Origin of the sequence: Mycolicibacillus trivialis (genome assembly GCF_002102395.1) — a bacterium.
Taxonomy (GTDB): Bacteria; Actinomycetota; Actinomycetes; order Mycobacteriales; family Mycobacteriaceae; genus Mycobacterium; species Mycobacterium triviale.
The window spans coordinates 44,549-64,085 of sequence record NZ_LQPZ01000017.1 but is presented as its reverse complement, the minus strand read 5'-3'; the positions used below and the strand labels follow the sequence as shown (position 1 = coordinate 64,085).

Here is a 19,537-nt window from a genome sequence, read left to right as displayed (position 1 = left end):
CGTGCAGCTTCGATTTTTCTACCGGTCCGCCACCGCGGAACCGGTGGGGTAGCTGTCTTCTGAGCCCCGTGGTCCGCGACGCAGATCCGGGGTTCGCCTGTTGTGTGAGGCCGGAGTGCAGATGAGACCAGAACCCGCCGAGAACACTCAGAGTACGGAGTCGACCCCCATGAGCGCAGAGACCGCCACCGAGGCGCCCACCATCGACGAACTGCGGCACGAGATCGACCGGCTCGACGCCGAGATCCTCGCCGCGGTCAAGCGGCGCACCGAGGTGTCGCAGGCCATCGGCAAGGCCCGGATGGCCTCCGGCGGCACCCGGCTGGTGCACAGCCGGGAGATGAAGGTGATCGAGCGCTACAGCGAACTCGGTCCCGACGGCAAGGACCTGGCGATGCTGTTGCTGCGCCTGGGCCGCGGCCGCCTCGGTCACTGACCTCCCGCACAGGTTTCCCGCGTAGGTTTGCCGGCCGGTGGAATATCCGCCGACGGCGCCGGTGTTGGCACGATCACCGGGCGTGCAGGCTCGGCCACACCGCACCGACCTCGAAGGAGATCGCGATGACCACCTACACGCCCGACACGATCCTCGGCGACATCGTCACCGCCGACCCGTCCCGCACCCGGATCCTGGACCGCTTCGGCATCGACTACTGCTGCCACGGCCAGCGCCCGGTGCGCGAGGCCTGCGAGGAAGCCCAGATCCCGGTCGACGAGGTGTTGGCGGCGCTGGCCAGTGAGGCGCCCGGCCGGCAGGAGGCCTGGGCCGATCTCGACGACGCGGCCCTCGTCGAGCACATCGTCGGCACCCACCACCAGTTCCTGTGGGAGGAGTTTCCCCGGGTGGGCGCGCTGGTGGACAAGGTGGCGCGGGTGCACGGCCCCAACCACAGCGAGCTGATCCAGGTTCGCGAGGTCTTCGGCAAGCTGCGCGGCGGCATCGAGCCGCACCTGCGCGAGGAGGAGACCGACCTGTTCCCGAAGATCACCGCCCGCGCCGGTGAGGACGGCCCGCTCTCGGAGGAACTGCGCAGCCTGCTCAAGGAGAACATGGTCGAGCACGACAACGCCGGTGGCCTGCTCGCCGAGTTGCGTCGCCTCACCGCCGACTACACGGTGCCCGCCGACGCCTGCGGCTCCTACATGGCGATGCTGACCGGTCTCGAGGAGATCGAAACCGACCTGCACATGCACGTGCACAAGGAGAACAACGTGCTCTACCCGCGGGTGCTCGCGGCGGGCTGAGCCCGCCGCACCCGGCGGTTACCCTCGGAGTATGAGCGCCGCTGAGCTTCCGGACATCACGGCCAGCGCGGCCTGGAAAGCGCTGACCGACCACCACCGTCGCATCGGGGACACCCACCTGCGCGAGCTGTTCGCTGACGACGGTGACCGGGGCCGGACGTTCACGCTCGGCGTCGGCGACCTCTACATCGACTACAGCAAGCACCGGATCACCGCCGAGACGGTGCGCCTGCTGTGCGAGTTGGCCCGCGCCGCCGGGCTCGAGGAGCGCCGCGACGCGATGTTCGCCGGGGAGCACATCAACACCTCCGAGGACCGCGCGGTGCTGCACACCGCGCTGCGGCTGCCCCGCGGCGCGACGTTGACCGTCGACGGCCGCGACGTCACCGCCGACGTGCACGCCGTGCTCGATGCGATGGGCGAGTTCACCGACCGGCTGCGCGACGGCAGCTGGACCGGGGCCACCGGCGCGCCGATCCGCTGCGTGGTCAACATCGGCATCGGCGGGTCGGACCTGGGGCCGGCCATGGCCTATCGCGCGCTGCGGCACTACGCCGACGCCGGGATCAGCGCGCGGTTCGTCTCCAACATCGACCCGACCGACCTGGTGGCCACCCTCGCCGACCTCGACCCGGCCAGCACCCTGTTCGTGGTCGCATCGAAGACGTTCTCCACGCTGGAGACCCTCACCAACGCGGCGGCGGCCCGGCGCTGGCTGACCGACGCCCTCGGTGAGGATGCGGTCGCGAAGCATTTCGTCGCGGTCTCCACCAACCGGGACCGGGTCACGCGGTTCGGGATCGACCCGGAAAACATGTTCGGGTTCTGGGACTGGGTGGGCGGCCGCTACTCCGTCGACTCGGCGATCGGGCTGTCGTTGATGGCGACGATCGGCCGGGAGCGCTTCGCGGAGTTCCTCGCCGGGTTCCATCTCGTCGACGAGCATTTCCGCACCGCACCGCTGGAGGCCAACGCGCCGGCGCTGCTCGGGCTGATCGGGGTGTGGTACTCGAACTTCTTCGGTGCCCAGTCCCGCGCGGTGTTGCCCTACGCCGACGACCTGGCCCGTTTCCCGGCCTATCTGCAGCAGCTGACGATGGAGTCGAACGGTAAGTCGGTGCGCCGTGACGGCAGCCCGGTCACCACCGACACCGGCGAGATCTTCTGGGGCGAGCCGGGAACCAACGGTCAGCACGCCTTCTTCCAGTTGCTGCACCAGGGCACCCGGCTGGTGCCCGCAGATTTCATCGGGTTCGCCCGGCCGGTGGACGACCTGCCGACCGCCGACGGCGACGGCAGCATGCATGACCTGCTGATGAGCAACTTCTTCGCTCAGACCAAGGTGTTGGCGTTCGGCAAGACCGCCGAGGAGATCGCCGCCGAGGACACCCCGGCGGCGGTGGTGCCGCACAAGGTGATGCCCGGCAACCGGCCCAGCACCTCGATCCTGGCCACCCGATTGACCCCGTCGGTGCTGGGCCAACTGATCGCCCTCTACGAGCACCAGGTGTTCACCGAGGGCGTGGTCTGGGGCATCGACTCGTTCGACCAGTGGGGTGTGGAGCTCGGCAAGAAACAGGCCAAGGAACTGGAGCCGGTGCTCACCGCCGATGCGGCGCCGGCCGCCCAGTCGGACAGCTCCACCGACGCGCTGGTGCGCCGCTACCGCGCCGAGCGGGGCCGGGCCGGTTGAGCAGAGGCCGCTCGGCTCAGGCGAACCGCTTGGTGAACCGCGGCGGCAACCGGCGCATTAGCGTCACCAGCGGCAGCCACGGCCAGGCCGGGACCACCGCCCGGCCCGCCTCCCGTTCCATCGCGTTGACCATCGCCTTGACGCCGGTCTCGTTGTCGACCATCAGCAGCGTCGAGTTCGACTTGGCGGTCATCTCCGATTCGATGTAGCCCGGTTCGATGACGGTGACCTTGATCGGGCCACTGGTGTACTCCGCGCGCAGCGACTCCCCCAGCGAGGTCAGGCCGGCCTTGCTGGCCGCGTAGGCGGCCTTGAGCCCCGGCACCCCTTTGTTGCCCAGCACCGAGGAGATCAGCACCAGGTGCCCGCTGCCGGACTTCTTGAACATCTCCAGCGCGGTCTCGATCTGCACCAGCGCGGAGACCAGGTTCGTCTCGATGGTGGCCTTGTTGGCCCACAGTTTGCCCTCGCCCAGCGGCCAGCCCTTGCCGATGCCGGCGTTGACCACCACCCGGTCCAGCCCGCCCAGCTCGGCGGCGAGCTCCGCGAACACCACGGGCACCTGCTCGTGGTCGTTGACGTCGAGTTCGCCGATCGCAACCGTGATCCCGGGGTGCCGGCCGGTCAGTTCGGCCTTGAGCTCCTCGAGCCGGTCGAGGCGGCGGGCGCAGAGCGCCAGGTCGCGGCCCTTGGCGGCGAAGGCGCGGGCCATGCCGGCGCCGAGCCCCGAACTGGCCCCGGTGATGAGGATCTTCTGGCGAGTCACGCGGACAGGATAGCCCGACTCGACAGCTGTCAAGGAACCGCCCGGCCGGCTACTTCAGCAGCCGCGACATCCGCCGGTCGGCCAGTACCTTGCCGCCGGTCTGGCAGGTCGGGCAGTACTGGAAGGACCGCTCACTGAACGACACCTCCCGCACGGTGTCCCCGCAGACCGGGCAGGGCAGCCCGGTCCGCCCGTGCACCCGCATCCCGGAGCGTTTCTCGCCCTTGAGGGTGGCCGCCTGCAGGCCCACCGAGCGGGAGGTGGCGTCGGTGAGCACCTCTCGCATCGCGGCGTGCAGGGCGCCGACCTGCGCGCCGGACAGGGTGGCGGCCGTCGCGAACGGGGACAGTCGCGCGGTGTGCAGGATCTCGTCGCTGTAGGCGTTGCCGATTCCGGCGATGGCCTTCTGGTCGGTGAGCACCGTCTTGATCCGACCGTTGTGGGCGGCCAGGATCTCGGCCAGGCCGGTCTCGCCGAGCGTGCGGGCGTCGGGGCCCAGCGCGGCGATGCCCGGCACGGCGGCGGGATCGGCGACCAGCCACACCGCCAGCCGTTTCTGGGTGCCGGCCTCGGTGAGGTCGAAGCCGGGCCCTCCCCCGGGGCGCCGAGGTGCACCCGCAGCGCGAGCGGGCCGCGGCCGGGTCGCGGCGGCGCCGCGGGCAACCGCTCCGACCAGCGCAGCCAGCCCGCCCGGGCCAGGTGGACGATCAGCACCAGATCGCCTGCGACCACCCCGAGGTACTTGCCCCAGCGCCGGGCGTCGGTCACCGCTCGACCGGTCAGCGTCCCGATCGGCGGGTCGACGGTCTTGAGCACCGAGAAGGCGGCCAGGTCGACGCGGCCGACGGTCCGGCCGACGGCGTGGCGGCGCAGGAACTCCGCGAGCGCCTCAACCTCGGGCAGTTCGGGCATGGCTTCCAGTCTGCCCGGCCCGCAGCACCAGCGCGCCCGTTCCGATCACGGCCAGCGCCAGCAGCACCCCGCCGACCACGTCGGTGAACCAGTGCACCCCGAGATAGAGCCGTGCCACCCCGATCAGCCCGGTGATCGCCGCGACCGCGGCCGCCAGCGCCGCCCGCACCCGGGTGCTGCGGCCGGCGCCGAGGACCACCGCGAGGATGCCGAGTAGCGCCAGGCTGTAGGTGACGTGCCCGGACGGGAACGCCGGCCCGGTCTTGGCCACTACGTGCACCGCGGGTGGGGGCCGGTCGACACCGGCCAGGTGTTTGACCGCGACGCCGATGAGCCCGGCCGCCGCGCAGGTACCGGCGACCACGACGGCGGGAAGCAGCCGGCGTCGCCGCCACCACAGCAGCGCTGCGGCGGCCAGCGCGGCGACCGCGACGGCCTGCCTGCCGCTGGCGTGGGTGGCCGCCACCAGCAGCGGGGTCAGCCAGTCGCGGCGTTGGGCGACGAACCAGTCCATCACCTGGCGGTCCACGTCCGGACCGGCCGGGGTGCGGGCCACCGCCAGGGTCAGGGCGGCGAAACCGGCCGCCAGGGCCGCGATCAACGCGGCGGCGACCACCGTCGACCTGCGGTCAGCGGGTGACACGACCGACGTCACGCACCACCAGCGACAGCAGCCAACTGACCACCGACAGCACGATCGCCGCCCAGATCGCGGTCCACCAGAAGTGCTCGATGCGCAGTCCCCAATGGGTGGTGTGCTCGGTGATCCAGGCGGTCAGCCAGAGCATGAAGGCGTTGACCACGACGTGGAACAGTCCCAGCGTCAGCACGTAGAGCGGGATCGACAGGATCTGCACGATCGGTTTGATGAAGGCGTTGACCAGACCGAAGATCACCGCGACGACGAAGACGATGCCGGCCTTCTGCGCGGTGGTCTGCCCGCCGACGAAGTCGATGCCGCCGACCAGCAGGGTCACCACCCACAGCGCCAGGCCGGTGAGTGCGGCTCGCAGCAGGAACGGTCCCATGGCCGCCGATCATGCCACGTCGTGCGCCGCCGCGGGCCGCAAGAGATAGGTGTCCATGAGCCAGCCGTGCCGGGCCCGGGCCTGCGCACGCACCGCGCGGATCTGTTCGCCGACCTCCCCGACCGTGCCGGCGATCAGCAGCTGGTCCGCACTGCCCAGGTAGGCGCCCCACCAGATGCGGGTCTGCGGCGGGCAGTGGGTGAACGAACAGTCGCCGTCGAGCATGACCACCGCGGTGCCGGTCAGCCCGTGGGTGCGCAGTTGCCTGCCGGTGGTGATCAGCACCGGCTCGCCGACCTCGTTGAGCGGGATGCCGTGCGCGGCGGTCAGCGCCTGCACCGCGGTGATGCCCGGGATCACCTCGTAGCGCAGCTCGACGCGGGTGGCGACGGCGTCGAGGATGCGCAGGGTGCTGTCGTAGAGCGCGGGGTCGCCCCAGGCCAGGAAGGCGCCGACGTCGTGCGGGCCGAGTTCGGTGGCGATCGCCTCCGCCCAGATCGCGGCGCGCGCGGCGTGCCAGTCGGCGACGGCCCGCCGGTAGTCGCCGCCGTCGGCACGCGCCGGCTCGGCCAGTTCGACGAACCGGTAGCCGGGCCGCTCGATGTAGCGGGCGCAGATGCGGCGGCGCAGGTCGGCGAGTTCGCGTTTGGTCTCGCCCTTGTCGACGACGAAGAACACCTGTGTCTCGTTGAGGGCGGTCACCGCCTGCACGGTGAGGTGGGCGGGGTCGCCTACGCCGATGCCGATGACCCGCAGAACACGCATCCCCGCAGGGTAGCCAGCCGTACGCGAAGGTATCCGGTACCGTGGGTATTGACATCTTGCGGTGTCGTGTTCCTTAATGGCCTCACCGGTCGCGACAAGGAAAGGAACGGCAGCGATGACCACCGTCGTCAAGTCGGCAGCCACTCCGCGCGAGCAGGTCGCCGAGCGCCTGCTCAAGGGTTCGGTCAAGAAGTCCTACGCCCCGATCGTCGACATCGACTGGGACGCGCCGCTGGAAGACGACAAGTTCTTCCTGCCGCCGCGGATGTGCACCCTCTACGGCACCGACCTGTGGGAGTCGATGAGCCGCGAGCAGCAGATCGACATGTCCCGCCAGGAGTTGGTCAACCTGCTCTCCGCGGGGATCTGGTTCGAGAACATCCTCAACCAGGCGCTGCTGCGCGACATGATGCATCAGAATCCCACCGCCCGCTCCACCCACTACAAGCTGACCGAGCTCGGTGACGAGACCCGGCACATGCTGATGTTCGGCAAGGCCATCGACCGCATCGGCGGCGTGCCGGTGCGCCCGAAGCTCTACCAGCGCATCGTGATCAACACTTTGCCGCTGGTGTTCCGCGGCAGCGTGCTGTGGGGCGCGGCCCTGGTCGGCGAGGAGATCTTCGACGCGCTGCAGCGGCAGATCCTCGATGACCCGGATCTACAGCCGATCGTCAAGCGGCTGATGCGCATCCACGTCACCGAGGAGGCCCGCCACATCCAGTTCGCCCGCGACGGGCTGCGCAAGGAGGTGCCGGCGATGAGCTGGTACCGCCGGATGTATCTGGCCAACCTGCAGGGCGTGGGCGGGCCGTTCTACCGCTACCTGTTCACCATGCCGGCGGTGTACCGGCGGGTCGGGCTCGACGGGCGCGCCGCCCGCCGCGTGGCCCGGCGCAACCCGCATTTCCTGGCGGCCTGCCGCTCGGCGTACGCGCCGCTGGCGGCCTTCTTCGAGGAGGTCGGCCTGATGGGTCGGCTGGGCAGGCGGATGTGGCGGCGGGCCGGGTTCCTGTGACCGCGACACCCGGTACCGATCCCGTCGACGTGCTGGTGATCGGCGATCCGGCCCGAACCCACGGCCGGTTGGCCTACGGCGCGGTCGTCGCCGCCCCGGCGCGGACCCGCTTCGACTCGGCGACCGACACCTGGACGGTGACCGGCGCCGACGGGCAGATCCACTCGGCGCGGATCGTTGTGGACACCACCGCGCGCGAGGACCGGATCGTCGCCGCGCACGGGGTGCCCAACCGTTTCCGGATCCCCGGTCCGCACACCGCGCGACAGGCCCGCTACGTCGGCGCCGTGGTGGCGGGGGCGCTGCGCGGCGGCGCCACCCGCATCGAGGCGCGCTCCCGGCTGCGGGTGCACCCGGTGCTGCCCACCCGCGGGCTGTCCCGGTTCTACCTGGCCGGGTCGGTCGGGGTCGACGAGGACAGCTACGACGGCCCGGCGACGCTGACCCACGCCGGCGAGGAGTACCCCGTCCGGGTCCGGCTCACCGGCCATTTCGACCCGATCGACGGCCGGTACCACTGGCAGGGCATGCTCTACGCCGACCTCCCCGGTGAGCGGGTGACCGGGTCGCGGGTCAGCCTCCGCATCGGCGAGCACAACGCCGACGCCACGATCTCCGACCGGACCCCGTGGGGGACGTTGTCGGTGCGTGGGGCGGCCGGGTTCCCGCCGTTCCCGCTGGAGACCGTCGAATTGGCCTTGCCGCCGCGACCCTGAGCAGTGGCGAGCGTCACCATCCGGGTCGGCATCGTGCCGCATCACATCGTCGGTGCCCCGTTGCGGTGACCGGCTCCGCGCCGCCCGCACGCTGTGCCGAACCTCACCGTGTCGCGGGGATAGCGCCGCGCGCGGGTGCCGTTGAATGGAAGGAGTTCTGCGCCGATACCGGTCCGTGCCGGAGGTGTGTCGTGCAGATCTCGAGTCAACAGAATGAGGGGGGTGTTGATGTTGATGGACGCCAAAGATCGACTGCGACCGGATGTGGTCAGCGGTCCCTGCGGTCACCAGCACGCCGTCCACCACCTGCGTCCCGCGACCGCCGGACGCCACACCAGCGAAGAGCACCGGCGCCGGATCCGCGCCGCCACCCGCTGCTGAGGCCAGCGGCTAGCCGGACCGCTTCGCGAGCCATTCGGCTTGCCGCGTCAGCAGTTCCGCCGGCTGCAGCACCGGGGTGTCGGCGTCGAGTTCCCGGTACCGGCGATAGACGTTGGTCACCACCCGTTCGGCGTCCAGCCAATCGGCGTACTCGCCCAAGTCGATCGCGTCGGCGGCGGCGGTGAACTCCAGTCCGCGCCGGTAGGCGTCGTCGGCGGCGTCGACGATGTAGGACAGATAGTCCCGCACCGCGGCGATACCGTCGGGGTCGGTGACCGGGCCGTTGCCGGGAACCACCGTCGGCGCGTCCAGCGCGATCATCGTGTCGCAGGCGTCGATCCAGTTGCGGATCGGCCCGGCCCACACGATCGGAGTGCACCCGACGAACAGCAGGTCGCCGGCGAACAGCACCCCGGCGTCGGGGACGTGCGCTACCGAGTCGGCGCCGGTGTGCGCCGGCCCGAGGTTACGCAGGACGACGGTGCGGCCGCCCACCTCGATGGTCAGTTCATCATCGAAGACGATGTCCGCGTTGCGCACGGTGATGCCACCGAAGTCGAAGGCGCCGAACCGTTCCCGCGCATAGCGCGTCCCTACCACGCCGAGGTCGCCGATCTGGGTGGCCACCAGCATCGCAGGCGGCCGCCCGTGAGCGATCTCCTCGGCGGTGACCCGGGCCGCATGGATACGGGCGTCGGACGGCAGCAACTGGTTGCCGTGCATGTGGTCGCCGTTGGAGTGGGTGATCAGCACATCGGTGATCGGGGCGCCGTCGGTGACCTCGCGCATCGCGGCGAGCATCTCCGCGGTCAAGTCCAGGTCGAACAGGGTGTCGACCAGCAGTGACGCGCCGTCACCGGCGACCAATCCGGCGTTGCTCCAGCCGTACCCGCCGTCGGGCAGCGTCCAGGCCCACGCGTCGGTGGCCACCTGGTGCAGTCCGCGGGTGTAAGGCACCGGCGAGCGCGCCGGGTTCGCCGGCCGCGGTTCGGGTTTCACGTCCGGGTTGGTCCGCGCGGGCAGCGGATGGGGCCGGGCGGTGGCCCGTACCCGCTGCCGGGTCTCGCCGAGTCCGTCGACGCGCAGCGTGACGGTGTCGCCGTCGCGCAGCCAGCCCGGGAAGTTCTGCGGCGCCGCGGGATCCAGGTGCTCCAGCAGGGTGCAGGTGGGAACGGTGCCCGAGCCGATCACGTCGCCGGGGACCAGGGTGACGCCACGGGAGATGTAGGAGATGACTTCACCGAAGCTCCAGTCCATCTGGGCGGTCGAACCCGAGCCGATCACGGTGTCGTTGACCAGTGCGGTCACCGAGAGGTCGAGGCGGTCGCCGCATCGGTAGGGCTCGAGCTCGTCGGCGGTCACCAGGTACGGGCCCAGCGTGACCCCGCCGTCTTTGCCCTTGGCCTGCCCGATCCCCAGCTGGCCCTCCAACTGCTGCAGGTCGCGGGCGGACCAGTCGTTGTAGATGGTGTAGCCGATGATCGCGGCCTCGGCCTGCGCCACGGTCAGATCGGCGCCGGTGGTGCCGATCACTGCGGCGATCTCCAATTCGAAGTCCTGCCAGACACTTCCCGGCGCCATCGGGGCGTCCTGGTAGGGGCCGAGCACGGTGGTCGGGCAGGCGAAGTAGAACGCCGGGATCCGGTACCAGGTGTCGTGCAACACCCGGCCACGGCCGAGCGCAGCCTGACAGTTGCGCATGTGCTCGAGGAAGCACAGCGTGTCGCGGATCGACGGTGGCCGCGGGATCGGCGCCAACAGCGTCACGGCGGACAGCGGCACCGTCTGGTCCGAGGCGGCCAGCGCCCGCTCGCCCGCCTCGCGCAGCCCGTCGGCGCCGCGGCGCACCAACTCCAGCAGCGTCGTGCCGCGCGGTGTCGCGTGGACGATGTCGCCGTCGAGGACGCCGGTGCGTTCCTCGGCGCCGTCCCGGAAGGTCACCCACCGCATGCCGTCCTCCTCTTCACTCCGGAACCACCTCGTCGGCGGTCTTGTCGTGGCGCAGCCCGCGCCAGCTGGTGTGACGCAGCCGGCCGCCGGCGGTCCGGTCCTGGTAGCGCACCTCGCCGACCAGTTCCGGCCGCACATAGGTCACGTCACGGGTCTCCTCGGTGGTAAGTGGCGTGGCGAACGGGGAGTCGGGGGTACGCAGCGGCTCGAGCCGGGCGCGCAGCGCGGCGAGTTCCTTCTCGGTGAAGCCGGTGCCCACTCGGCCGACGTATTCCAGACCGGCGGCGTCCCGTCCGCCGGCGCCGGGGATGCCCATGAGCAGCGAGCCGATCCCGCTGCCGCGCTCGCCGTGCCGCCAGCCGCCGATCACCACCTCCTGGGTGGTCCAGATCTTGTCCTTGATCCAGGCCGTGGAGCGGTGCCCGGGCCGGTATCCGGCGTCCCACTTCTTGGCGACCACGCCTTCCCAGCCCCGGCCTCGCGCTTCTTCGAGCGCCTCGGCTCCGTCGCCGGGGAGCAGTTCGGGCACGACCAGATCGGTTCCGGCGGTGAGGGTCTCCAGCAGTGCGCGACGGTCGCGGTAGCTCGCCCGCAGCAGTGCGCGCCCATCGAGGTACAGCAGGTCGAAGGCCCAGTACGCAAGGTCGGCGCCGCCGGCCCGACGCTGCAGCCGGCTGAAACTCGGTGTGCCGCCTGCGTCGAGGGCGACTACCTCCCCGTCGAGCACCGCCCGGTGCTGGTCGAGCTGGTCGGCCAGGCCCGCCAGCCCGGGGAACTCACCGGTGACGTCGCGTCCGTTGCGCGAGCGCAGCCGCACCCTGCCGTGGTCGGCGTCGACCAGCATCCGGTAGCCGTCCCATTTGCCTTCGAAGGCCCACTGCGCGGCGGGCAGCGCACCGACCGGGCCCGCGGTGGCCAGCATCGGGTCCAGGGTGTCGAAGTCGACGATGTTCTGGTCTTTCATCCGGTGGGCCAGCCACTGGTCGCCGTCGGTGCGGATCAGCGCGTAGCGGCCCGACACCCTGGCCCCGTGCAGGACCACGATCACCTCGTCGTCACGGAACTTCTCGGTGTCGTAGCGCCCGGAGTCCCAGATCGTGACGGTGCCCGCGCCGTATTCGCCGGCCGGGATGCGGCCTTCGAAACCCGCGTACTCCAGCGGGTGGTCCTCGGTGCGCACCGCGAGGTGGTTGGTCGCGGGGCTTTCCGGCAGGTTCTTCGGGACGGCCCAGCTGATCAGCACCCCGTCGCGCTCCAGCCGGAAGTCGTAGTGCAGCCGGCGGGCGTGGTGTTCCTGGATCACGAAGGTGTCGTCGTGGCCGGTGACCGGGGAGGCGGCCGGGACCGGTTCGGGGGTCTTGGCGGCGTCGCGTTTGCTGCGATAACGCTGCAGGCGGTCCGGTCCGGCCGGGTCGAGGCCGGCGAGCAGGTCGCCGTCGCGAGCGACCCGGTCGAGGACCTCGTCGTAGCGCAGCTGGGCCAGCCCGGGGTCGTCGAGCTCGTCCCAGCTGCGTGGCGCGGCCACCGTCGGCTCGGGCCGGCCGCGCAGCGAGTAGGGCGCGATCGTGGTCTTGGCGGCGTTGTTCTGGCTCCAGTCGACGAACACCTTGCCCGCCCGGGCGCTGCGCGCCATCGTCGCGGTGACCCGGTCGGGCATGTCGCGCTCGAGTTGCCGGGCGATGCGCTGGGCCAGGGTGGCGGCGCCGCGTGAGCTCACCGGCCGGTCCAGCGGGCTGTAGAGGTGCAGGCCCTTGCTGCCGCTGGTGACCGGGAACGCGGTCAGGTCGAGTGCGGCCAGCAGGTCGCGGATCGCCCGCGCGACCGCGGCCAGCTCGACCAGGCCGACCCCCTCGCCGGGGTCGAGGTCGAAGACCAGCCGGGTCGCCGGGCCCGGCTCACCGTCGACGAAACGCCATTGCGGCACATGGACTTCCAAGGCTGCCTGCTGGGCGATCCACGCGATCGACTCGGCGCGGTCGAGGATCGGGTAGGTGGTGGTGCCGGACCGGTGGGTGACCGCGCCGCGGGTCAGCCAGTCCGGCGCGGACGCGGCGAGTTGTTTCTCGAAGAACGAGTCGGCGGCCACCCCGTCGGGCCAGCGTTTGCGGGTGGCCGGGCGGCCGGCGACGTGCGGCAGCATGACCTCGGCGATCCGGGTGTAGTAGTCGAAGACATCGGCTTTGGTCACCGCTGCGGTCCGGCCGGTCGGCGGGTACAACACCTTCTCGGCGTTGGTCAGCCGGACCCGCGACGTTGCCATGGTGCCAACGTACGTCGTCGGCAGGGGTTCCGTCGGTACTGTCGAAGCCATGCTGGGGGCGCTGGTGATCGGTGAATCACTCATCGACATCGTCGAACAGGATGGGCGGGTGCTCGGCGAGCACGTCGGCGGCAGCCCGCTCAACGTCGCGGTCGGCCTGGGCCGGCTGGGGCACCGGGTGGACTTCGTGACCCGGATCGGCGACGACGCCTACGGTGCCCGCATCCTGGCGTACCTGCGTTCGGCGGGGGTGCGCCCGGCGGCGGGCAGCGTCGTCGCCGGGCCGACCGCCACCGCCCGCGCGATCCTCGATGACGACAAGGCGGCCGACTACCACCTGGAGTTGGACTGGCGGCTCTCCGGCAACCCGGCGACCCCACCGCCGGCGGTGGTGCACACCGGCTCGCTGGCCGCGGTGGTCGAGCCGGGCTGCCTGGCGGTCGCCGCCCTGCTGGACACCTACCGGCCGGCGGCGACGGTCAGCTTCGATCCGAACATCCGCCCGGCGCTGCTCGCCGACCGCGGACTGGCACGCGAACGCATCCAACGGCTGGTCGAGGGCAGCGACATCGTCAAGGTCAGCGCGGCGGACCTGAACTGGATCGAGCCGGACCGCCCCGTCGAACAGGTGGCCCGCAACTGGCTGGCGGCCGGGCCTGCGGTGGTGGCGGTGACCCTCGGCGACCGGGGCGCCTTCGCACTGTGCGCCGCCGGGATCGCCCGCGTCGACGCCGAGGCCGTCGCAGTGGCCGACACCATCGGCGCCGGTGACGCTTTCACCGTCGGACTGCTCGACGCGCTGTCGGCGGCCGGGCTGCTGGGCGCGCGGCGCCGCGCCGGCCTGCAGGCGATCGACGTGACGACACTGGGTGCCGCGTTGCGATCGGCGACCGACTGTGCGGCGCTGACGGTGGCGCGCCGGGGCGCCGATCTGCCCGACCGGGCCGCCCTCGACGGCTACCGGGTGCGCCGATTCGGGCCGGCGAAGAACGGGTAGACCGCGTCCGCTGCGGGCATACTGACTGTCATGCGGGCCATCTGGAAAGGATCGATCGCCTTCGGGCTGGTGAACGTGCCGGTCAAGCTCTATGCCGCCACCGAGGACCACGACGTCAAGTTCCACCAGGTGCACGCCAAGGACAACGGCCGGATCCGCTACAAGCGGGTCTGCGAGGTCTGCGGCGAGGTGGTCGAGTACCGCGACATCGCCCGTGCGTATGAGTCCGAGGACGGCCAGGCGGTGATCATCACCGATGACGACCTGGCCAATCTTCCCGAGGAGCGCAGCCGGGAGATCTCAGTGGCCGAGTTCGTCCCCGCCGACCAGCTTGACCCGCTGCTGTATGACCGCAGCTACTTCCTTCAGCCTGACGGAAGTTCCACCAAATCCTATGTGCTGCTGGCCAAGACGCTCGCCCAGACCGATCGGGTGGCGATCGTCCATTTCGCATTGCGCAACAAGACGCGACTGGCCGCGTTGCGGGTCAACGACTTCGGCAAACGTCAGGTCATGGTGGTGCACACCCTGCGCTGGCCCGACGAGATCCGCGACCCGGATTTCCCGGTGCTCGACAAGAAGGTCGAGATCAAGCCGGCCGAGTTGAAGATGGCGGGCCAGGTGGTGGAGTCCATGGCCGAGGACTTCCACCCCGAGCAGTACCGCGACGAGTACCAGGAGCAACTCGTCGAGCTCATCGAGGCCAAACTGGCCGGCGGGGAGGCCTTCACCGCCGAGGAGAAGCCCACCGAACTCGACGAGACCGAGGACGTCTCGGATCTGCTCGCCAAGCTGGAGGCCAGCGTCAAGTCGCGGCCGAAGAAATCCGGTGGCCGCAAAGCGCGCGTCAAGTCCTGAGCCGCCTTGTTAGCGTGACGGCGTGATTCTCGACAGGTTTCGCTTGGACGGCAGCGTCGCGGTCGTCACCGGCGCCGGGCGCGGGCTCGGCGCCGCGATCGCGGTGGCGTTCGCCGAGGCGGGCGCCGATGTCGTCGTGTCGGCGCGCACCCCCGCCGACCTGGACGGGGTCGCCGCGCGGGTGCGGGAGGCGGGTCGGCGCGCCGAGGTCGTCGTCGCCGATCTGTCCCGCCCGGAGCAGACCGAAAAGCTGGCCGGTGCGGCCGTCGACGCGTTCGGCCGACTCGACGTGGTGGTCAACAACGTCGGCGGGGCCATGCCCGCGCCGCTGCTGACCACCTCGACCGACGATCTCAAGGCCGCGCTGGTTTTCAACGTGCTCACCGCGCACGCATTGACCACCGCGGCGGTGCCGCTGATGCTCGAGCACACTGGCGGCGGGTCGGTCATCAACATCACCTCGGCGGTCGGCCGGCTGGCCGGGCGCGGGTTCGCCGCCTACGGCACCGCCAAGGCGGCGCTGGCGCACTACACCCGACTGGCCGCGGCGGACCTGGCGCCGCGGGTCCGGGTCAACGCGATCGCCCCCGGCGCGATCCTGACGTCCGCGCTGGAAATGGTGGCGGCCAACGACGAACTGCGCGCCCCGATGGAGCAGGCCACCCCGCTGCGCCGGCTGGGTGAGCCCGAAGACGTTGCCGCCGCGGCGGTCTATCTGGCCTCCCCGGCGGGCGGCTACCTGACCGGCAAGGTGCTCGAGGTCGACGGCGGACTCATCGCCCCCAACATGGAGTTGCCGATCCCCGACCTGTGAGGGGTCCGCCGCGGCGCCACCCGAAGTTTCGGCTACCCTCACATTTTTGTTCGCCTACGGTGAGTGAGGGGATCGGGTGGCGTTGCGCAGCGAGGTGTCGACGCGGCCGGGCTGGTATCTGCTCGGCCCGGCCTTCGTCGCGGCGATCGCCTACGTCGATCCGGGCAACGTCGCCGCCAACGTCAGCGCCGGGGCACAGTTCGGGTTCCTGCTGCTGTGGGTCATCGTCGTCGCCAACGTCATGGCCGGGCTGGTGCAGTACCTGTCGGCGAAGCTCGGCCTGGTCACCGGCCGCTCGCTGCCGGAGGTGGTCGGTGATCACAGCCGTCGTCCCACCCGCATCGCCTACTGGCTGCAGGCCGAGCTGGTGGCGATGGCCACCGACCTGGCCGAGGTGGTCGGCGGGGCGATCGCGCTGCATCTGCTGTTCGAGCTGCCGCTGCTGCTCGGCGGGGTGATCACCGGCGCGGTGTCCATGCTGTTGCTGGCGGTGCAGGACCGGCGCGGCCAGCGCCGGTTCGAGCTGGTGATCAGCGGGCTGCTGTTGATCATCGCAATCGGTTTTCTGGCCAGCCTGTTCGTCGCTCCACCGCCGGCAGCCGAGTTGGCCGACGGTCTGGTGCCCCGGTTCCAGGGCGCCGAAAGCGTGCTGCTGGCCACCGCGATCCTCGGCGCCACGATCATGCCGCACGCTGTCTACCTGCACTCCGGGCTGAGCCGTGACCGCCACGGCCGGCCCCCGGCGGGCCCGCAACGCCGTCGGCTGCTACGGATCACCCGCTGGGACGTGGGCCTGGCGATGGTGGTGGCCGGGACCGTCAACGCCGCGATGCTGGTGGTGGCCGCGACCAACCTGCAGGGGCTGGTGGACGGCGATTCGATCGAGGGGGCCCATGCCGCGGTGCGCGATGCGCTCGGACCCACCATCGCGTTGTTCTTCGCGATCGGGCTGCTGGCCTCCGGGCTGGCGTCGACGTCGGTGGGCGCCTACGCCGGCGCGATGGTCATGCAGGGGCTGCTGCGCATCTCGGTGCCGCTGCTGTGGCGGCGGCTGATCACGCTGATCCCGGCGCTGGTGGTGCTGGCGATCGGCGTGGACCCGACCAGGGCACTGGTGCTCTCCCAGGTGGTGCTGTCGTTCGGGATCCCGTTCGCGCTGGTGCCGGTGATCCGATTGACCGCCGATCGGGCGCTGATGGGCGCCGATGCCAATCACCGGCTGACCTCGCTGCTGGGCTGGGCGATCACCGCCGTGGTTACCCTGCTCAACGTGGTGTTGATCTACCTGACCGTGCGGGGCTGATGCCCGCCTACTTCGCCTACGGCTCGAACCTGTGCGCCGAGCAGATGGCGCGCCGCTGCCCGGACGCGGCCGACCCGCGCACCGCGGTGCTCGACGGGCACGCCTGGCTGATCAACGAGCGCGGCGTGGCCACCGTGCGCGCGGCACCCGGCGACCGGGTGCACGGGGTGGTGTGGCAGGTCAGCGACGACGACCTGGCCGCCCTCGACATCGCCGAGAGCGTGCCCGCCCACTACCGGCGCTTCCGGCTCCCGGTGCGCACCGCGGCCGGGTCGGTGCTGGTCTGGGTCTACATCGACTACCGGGTGCACCCGGGCCCGGCCCGCGACGGCTATCTGGAGCGGGTGATCGACGGGGCGCAGCGCCAGGGACTGCCGACCGGGTGGCTGGATTTCCTGCGCGGGTGGTCGCCGACTATTTGAGGTGGCCGACCAGTTCGCCGTCCTCGCCGAAGAGTTCGCGCTGCCAGGTCGTCATCAGCTCGGTGGTGTCGATCTGGTTGGGGTGGAAGTCGCGGCGCTTGAACGGTTTCATCGCCTTGTGGAAGCCCTTGAACATCGGACTGCGCAGCATCTGGCCGGTCTCGATGAGCAGCCGCACCGGCTGGCGGCGCCCTTCGCGGTCGTTGAGCACGATCGAGGCCAGTGTGAACAGCAGCAGGATCGGGATACCGAAGTTCTGCGCGAACCGCATCCAGCGGATCCGGGTGGACTCCGGCACGCCGACGGCCCGGTAGACGTCGAAGGCGACGTCCTTGTGCTCCAGCTCCTCCAAGGCGTGCCAGTTCAACAGGTTTCGGATCTCCGGGTCGTACATCATCGCCTGCACCTCCGGGCTTTTGAGGATGTTCTCCGCCCAGGTGGCGGTGAAATGCTCGGCGGCGACGGTGAACCCGAGGAAGAAGCGGCGTAGTTTCACGAACCGGTCCGGGCTCGGATAGCGCTTGTCGAGGAATTTCTCCAGGTGCTCGGTGCTCTCCAGCAGGAACTCGAACCACGGGGTGGGATAGCCCATCGACAGCAGCTGCTCGTTGAGTTCCCTGTGTTGCAGGCCGTGCACCTTCTCCTGCCCGATGAACGCCGAGACCCGCTGGCTGAGGTCGGGGTCGGTGATCTGGTCGCGGTAACGGCGCACCGAGCGGACGAAGATGTCCTCGCCGGGCGGGAAGATCGCCGACAGCACCGCAACCAGGTGACTGAACACGATGCTGCCGTTGGCGTAGTACTTGGTCGCCGGTGCGTCGTCGTCGAACCCGAACTTCATCCTCCGCACCGCAAGCGGTGCGGTCTCCCCGGCCGTCGCCACCATGATCAGACTCCTCGGTTCGGCAATAATCTCATTATCGACCGTAACGGTATTTTCCGTAACGGTCAACGCCGCAGTGCTAGGCTTGGCCGCGATGGAGTTCACGATCGATGAGCTGGCCCAACGGGTAGCGATGACCGCGCGCAACATCCGCGAGTGGCAGACCTTGGGCCTGGTGCCGCCGCCGGTGAGGCGCGGTCGGGTCGGGATCTACTCCCGCGAGCACGTCGCGATCATCGAGCGGGTCAAACACCTGCGCGGCCAAGGTTTGCCGCTGGACCTCATCCGCCGGTTCACCGAAGCCGGTGCCGATTCCGAGGACGCCGTGCGCCGGCTGGCCGCCGAAGCGCTGAGCCCGCTGGCGGCCGTCGAACCCGTGGTCCTCCCCCGCGCCGAGGTGCAGCACCGGCTCGGCGACGACGCCGATCACATCCTCATCGACGCCGGCTTGGTCCACGCGGTCGACGCCGACACCGTCTCCGCACCCGACGCCGGCATCCTCATCGCGATCGAGCAACTCGTGGAGGCCGGCATATCGCTGCCGCGGCTCGCCGACACCATCGCCGACGTGTCGGTGCAGCAGCGCGACATCGCCAAGCGGCTCATCAACCGCTACGTCGACGACGTGTGGCAACCGGCGGCCGACGCCGGCTTCGCCGACGCGGACTGGGCGAAGCTGGCCGACACCGCGACGAAGGCGAAGAGCATCGCCGTGGCACTGATCGGTCGGGTCTTCGCCAGGGCCTTCGACGAGGTCGCCGACGGTGTTCTGCTGCAGAAGGCCACCGAGGCCGACGTCTCACTGTCCCAGGAGCGCCCGGCCTCCACCGCCTGAGGCGACGGTGGTCATCTTCGTGTTGACTCTGCGCTGACCACGCGCCCTACCCGCACTTTTGCGTACTCTACGCAGAGTCAATGGCCGGCAGCGGTTTCCGACTCAGCCCTGGGGCCCGGACTGCGGCTCAGGAGGGCGCCGCGCCGGTCAGCCGAGACGGCTACCGAACACCGACAATTGCTAAACAACGCCGACACCACGACTTGACACAGAGAGGCGCCACTCTCTGATGAACGGGACCCGATCGCACGGCGCTGGCGTGTTGCCATCAGTTGGACTTCAACCAGCCGCTGGTACTGATCGGAAGCCGCAAACGGCTGAAAGTAGGGTAATCGGCCACCCTATCGCCCTGGCCGGTCATCGACATAACGTAGCGCAGTCCGGCTAGGCCGACAGATTCCCTAGCCACGTAGAAATGAGACCGAAATGCCTGATCCGATCCACGCGAAGTTGGATATTGCGAAGGGCACAGGGTTAAGTACCCTGCGCGCCGAAGCGGCAAAATCTGCGATCATCAACGCTGCGCTGAACCACATAGCCGCCCAGGGCGCCGGAGGCGCAACCGCCGATGCCGCGTGGGGGCTGAAATTCGATCTGTCTTGGGAGCCAGAAGATTTCCGAAGCAGTGTGGTGCTACCGGCGACTCCCGGCGGTCCCGGCACCTAATTTCCCCATCTCGCGAATCAGAACT

At 70.2% G+C, this 19,537-nt stretch carries 19 protein-coding genes and 2 pseudogenes; 13 read left to right on the top strand and 8 right to left on the bottom strand.

Translation table 11 applies throughout. The features are described from left to right. Positions 1 to 121: 121 nt before the first annotated feature. The 3 genes from AWC30_RS07380 (at position 122) to pgi (ending at position 2,938) form a co-directional block, all read left to right on the top strand. Positions 122 to 436 carry a chorismate mutase gene (locus AWC30_RS07380; protein ID WP_085109705.1) on the top strand — a complete coding sequence of 105 codons (315 nt, stop codon included), beginning with the start codon at positions 122 to 124 and terminating at the stop codon, positions 434 to 436. 125 nt (positions 437 to 561) lie between these two features. Continuing rightward, entirely contained in the window at positions 562 to 1,245 is a 684-nt protein-coding gene (ric, locus tag AWC30_RS07375) for an iron-sulfur cluster repair di-iron protein (RefSeq protein ID WP_085109549.1), read from the top strand. Positions 1,246 to 1,276: 31 nt separating this feature from the next. Further along, the gene (gene pgi / locus AWC30_RS07370; RefSeq protein ID WP_085109548.1) at positions 1,277 to 2,938 is read left to right on the top strand and encodes a glucose-6-phosphate isomerase; all 1,662 of its coding nucleotides are present in this window, start codon (positions 1,277 to 1,279) and stop codon (positions 2,936 to 2,938) included. Positions 2,939 to 2,954: 16 nt separating this feature from the next. Here pgi and AWC30_RS07365 read toward each other — a convergent pair whose 3' ends face one another. The 5 genes and pseudogenes from AWC30_RS07365 to cobF all read right to left on the bottom strand — a co-directional run bounded on the left by AWC30_RS07365 (position 2,955) and on the right by cobF (position 6,409). After that, positions 2,955 to 3,704: an SDR family oxidoreductase gene (locus AWC30_RS07365; protein ID WP_085109547.1), complete on the bottom strand. Its 750-nt coding sequence runs from the start codon at positions 3,702 to 3,704 to the stop codon at positions 2,955 to 2,957. 49 nt (positions 3,705 to 3,753) lie between these two features. Continuing rightward, positions 3,754 to 4,616, bottom strand: a pseudogene (locus AWC30_RS07360) (Fpg/Nei family DNA glycosylase). Continuing rightward, the gene (locus tag AWC30_RS07355) at positions 4,594 to 5,259 is read right to left on the bottom strand and encodes a phosphatase PAP2 family protein (protein WP_133053671.1); all 666 of its coding nucleotides are present in this window, start codon (positions 5,257 to 5,259) and stop codon (positions 4,594 to 4,596) included. Before AWC30_RS07355 ends, AWC30_RS07360 begins: the two are co-directional and overlap by 23 nt. After that, the gene (locus AWC30_RS07350; RefSeq protein WP_085109545.1) at positions 5,246 to 5,644 is read right to left on the bottom strand and encodes a phage holin family protein; all 399 of its coding nucleotides are present in this window, start codon (positions 5,642 to 5,644) and stop codon (positions 5,246 to 5,248) included. The genes AWC30_RS07355 and AWC30_RS07350 overlap by 14 nt, the downstream gene beginning before the upstream one ends. Positions 5,645 to 5,653: 9 nt before the next feature. Further along, positions 5,654 to 6,409, bottom strand: coding sequence for a precorrin-6A synthase (deacetylating) (gene cobF, locus AWC30_RS07345; protein ID WP_085109544.1), 756 nt, complete (start codon positions 6,407 to 6,409; stop codon positions 5,654 to 5,656). Between the two features lie 115 nt (positions 6,410 to 6,524). Here cobF and AWC30_RS07340 point away from each other — a divergent pair, with 115 nt between their 5' ends. The 3 genes from AWC30_RS07340 (at position 6,525) to AWC30_RS17770 (ending at position 8,524) form a co-directional block, all read left to right on the top strand. Next, positions 6,525 to 7,427: an AurF N-oxygenase family protein gene (locus AWC30_RS07340; protein ID WP_085109543.1), complete on the top strand. Its 903-nt coding sequence runs from the start codon at positions 6,525 to 6,527 to the stop codon at positions 7,425 to 7,427. Beyond that, positions 7,424 to 8,143 (top strand): DUF4873 domain-containing protein, encoded by a 720-nt coding sequence (locus AWC30_RS07335; RefSeq protein ID WP_085109542.1) that lies wholly within the window; start codon positions 7,424 to 7,426, stop codon positions 8,141 to 8,143. Before AWC30_RS07340 ends, AWC30_RS07335 begins: the two co-directional genes overlap by 4 nt. A gap of 222 nt (positions 8,144 to 8,365) precedes the next feature. Then, positions 8,366 to 8,524 carry a hypothetical protein gene (locus tag AWC30_RS17770; RefSeq protein ID WP_165756458.1) on the top strand — a complete coding sequence of 53 codons (159 nt, stop codon included), beginning with the start codon at positions 8,366 to 8,368 and terminating at the stop codon, positions 8,522 to 8,524. A gap of 9 nt (positions 8,525 to 8,533) precedes the next feature. Here the strand turns inward: AWC30_RS17770 and AWC30_RS07330 are convergent, their stop codons facing one another. Together AWC30_RS07330 and AWC30_RS07325 are read right to left on the bottom strand one after the other, a co-directional pair. Next, complete coding sequence (locus AWC30_RS07330; RefSeq protein WP_085109541.1) at positions 8,534 to 10,474, bottom strand: fumarylacetoacetate hydrolase family protein; 1,941 nt, start codon at positions 10,472 to 10,474, stop codon at positions 8,534 to 8,536. A gap of 13 nt (positions 10,475 to 10,487) precedes the next feature. Further along, the gene (locus AWC30_RS07325) at positions 10,488 to 12,734 is read right to left on the bottom strand and encodes an ATP-dependent DNA ligase (protein WP_085109540.1); all 2,247 of its coding nucleotides are present in this window, start codon (positions 12,732 to 12,734) and stop codon (positions 10,488 to 10,490) included. A 49-nt stretch (positions 12,735 to 12,783) separates the two neighbouring features. Here AWC30_RS07325 and AWC30_RS07320 point away from each other — a divergent pair, with 49 nt between their 5' ends. The 5 genes and pseudogenes from AWC30_RS07320 to AWC30_RS07300 all read left to right on the top strand — a co-directional run. Continuing rightward, positions 12,784 to 13,731, top strand: a complete 948-nt coding sequence (locus AWC30_RS07320; RefSeq protein WP_085109539.1) for a carbohydrate kinase family protein — start codon at positions 12,784 to 12,786, stop codon at positions 13,729 to 13,731. Positions 13,732 to 13,761: 30 nt separating this feature from the next. Beyond that, positions 13,762 to 14,589 (top strand): non-homologous end joining protein Ku, encoded by an 828-nt coding sequence (gene ku / locus AWC30_RS07315; protein WP_085109538.1) that lies wholly within the window; start codon positions 13,762 to 13,764, stop codon positions 14,587 to 14,589. A 22-nt stretch (positions 14,590 to 14,611) separates the two neighbouring features. Further along, positions 14,612 to 15,403, top strand: a complete 792-nt coding sequence (locus AWC30_RS07310) for an SDR family oxidoreductase (RefSeq protein ID WP_085109537.1) — start codon at positions 14,612 to 14,614, stop codon at positions 15,401 to 15,403. A gap of 76 nt (positions 15,404 to 15,479) precedes the next feature. After that, positions 15,480 to 16,706, top strand: coding sequence for an Nramp family divalent metal transporter (locus tag AWC30_RS07305; RefSeq protein WP_085109536.1), 1,227 nt, complete (start codon positions 15,480 to 15,482; stop codon positions 16,704 to 16,706). After that, positions 16,706 to 17,119 (top strand): annotated as a pseudogene (locus AWC30_RS07300) (gamma-glutamylcyclotransferase family protein); the annotation flags it as partial. The gene AWC30_RS07305 and the pseudogene AWC30_RS07300, both read left to right, overlap by 1 nt. Before the next feature lies 1 nt (position 17,120). Here AWC30_RS07300 and AWC30_RS07295 read toward each other — a convergent pair. Next, positions 17,121 to 18,011: a metal-dependent hydrolase gene (locus AWC30_RS07295; protein WP_372507150.1), complete on the bottom strand. Its 891-nt coding sequence runs from the start codon at positions 18,009 to 18,011 to the stop codon at positions 17,121 to 17,123. A gap of 94 nt (positions 18,012 to 18,105) precedes the next feature. Here AWC30_RS07295 and AWC30_RS07290 point away from each other — a divergent pair, with 94 nt between their 5' ends. Together AWC30_RS07290 and AWC30_RS17580 are read left to right on the top strand one after the other, a co-directional pair. Continuing rightward, on the top strand, positions 18,106 to 18,846 hold the full coding sequence (locus AWC30_RS07290; protein WP_085109533.1) for a MerR family transcriptional regulator: 741 nt from the start codon (positions 18,106 to 18,108) through the stop codon (positions 18,844 to 18,846). A 426-nt stretch (positions 18,847 to 19,272) separates the two neighbouring features. Next, positions 19,273 to 19,512, top strand: a complete 240-nt coding sequence (locus AWC30_RS17580; protein ID WP_133053670.1) for a hypothetical protein — start codon at positions 19,273 to 19,275, stop codon at positions 19,510 to 19,512. Positions 19,513 to 19,537: the final 25 nt, after the last annotated feature.

What these genes read in the sequence shown, in the direction of transcription:
- AWC30_RS07380 (WP_085109705.1), top strand. Translation starts at nt 122, where the DNA reads ATGAGACCAGAACCCGCCGAGAACACTCAGAGTACGGAGTCGACCCCC.
- ric (WP_085109549.1), top strand. Translation starts at nt 562, where the DNA reads ATGACCACCTACACGCCCGACACGATCCTCGGCGACATCGTCACCGCC.
- pgi (WP_085109548.1), top strand. Translation starts at nt 1,277, where the DNA reads ATGAGCGCCGCTGAGCTTCCGGACATCACGGCCAGCGCGGCCTGGAAA.
- AWC30_RS07350 (WP_085109545.1), bottom strand. Translation starts at nt 5,644, where the DNA reads ATGGGACCGTTCCTGCTGCGAGCCGCACTCACCGGCCTGGCGCTGTGG.
- cobF (WP_085109544.1), bottom strand. Translation starts at nt 6,409, where the DNA reads ATGCGTGTTCTGCGGGTCATCGGCATCGGCGTAGGCGACCCCGCCCAC.
- AWC30_RS07340 (WP_085109543.1), top strand. Translation starts at nt 6,525, where the DNA reads ATGACCACCGTCGTCAAGTCGGCAGCCACTCCGCGCGAGCAGGTCGCC.
- AWC30_RS07330 (WP_085109541.1), bottom strand. Translation starts at nt 10,474, where the DNA reads ATGCGGTGGGTGACCTTCCGGGACGGCGCCGAGGAACGCACCGGCGTC.
- AWC30_RS07325 (WP_085109540.1), bottom strand. Translation starts at nt 12,734, where the DNA reads ATGGCAACGTCGCGGGTCCGGCTGACCAACGCCGAGAAGGTGTTGTAC.
- AWC30_RS07320 (WP_085109539.1), top strand. Translation starts at nt 12,784, where the DNA reads ATGCTGGGGGCGCTGGTGATCGGTGAATCACTCATCGACATCGTCGAA.
- ku (WP_085109538.1), top strand. Translation starts at nt 13,762, where the DNA reads ATGCGGGCCATCTGGAAAGGATCGATCGCCTTCGGGCTGGTGAACGTG.
- AWC30_RS07290 (WP_085109533.1), top strand. Translation starts at nt 18,106, where the DNA reads ATGGAGTTCACGATCGATGAGCTGGCCCAACGGGTAGCGATGACCGCG.
- AWC30_RS17580 (WP_133053670.1), top strand. Translation starts at nt 19,273, where the DNA reads ATGCCTGATCCGATCCACGCGAAGTTGGATATTGCGAAGGGCACAGGG.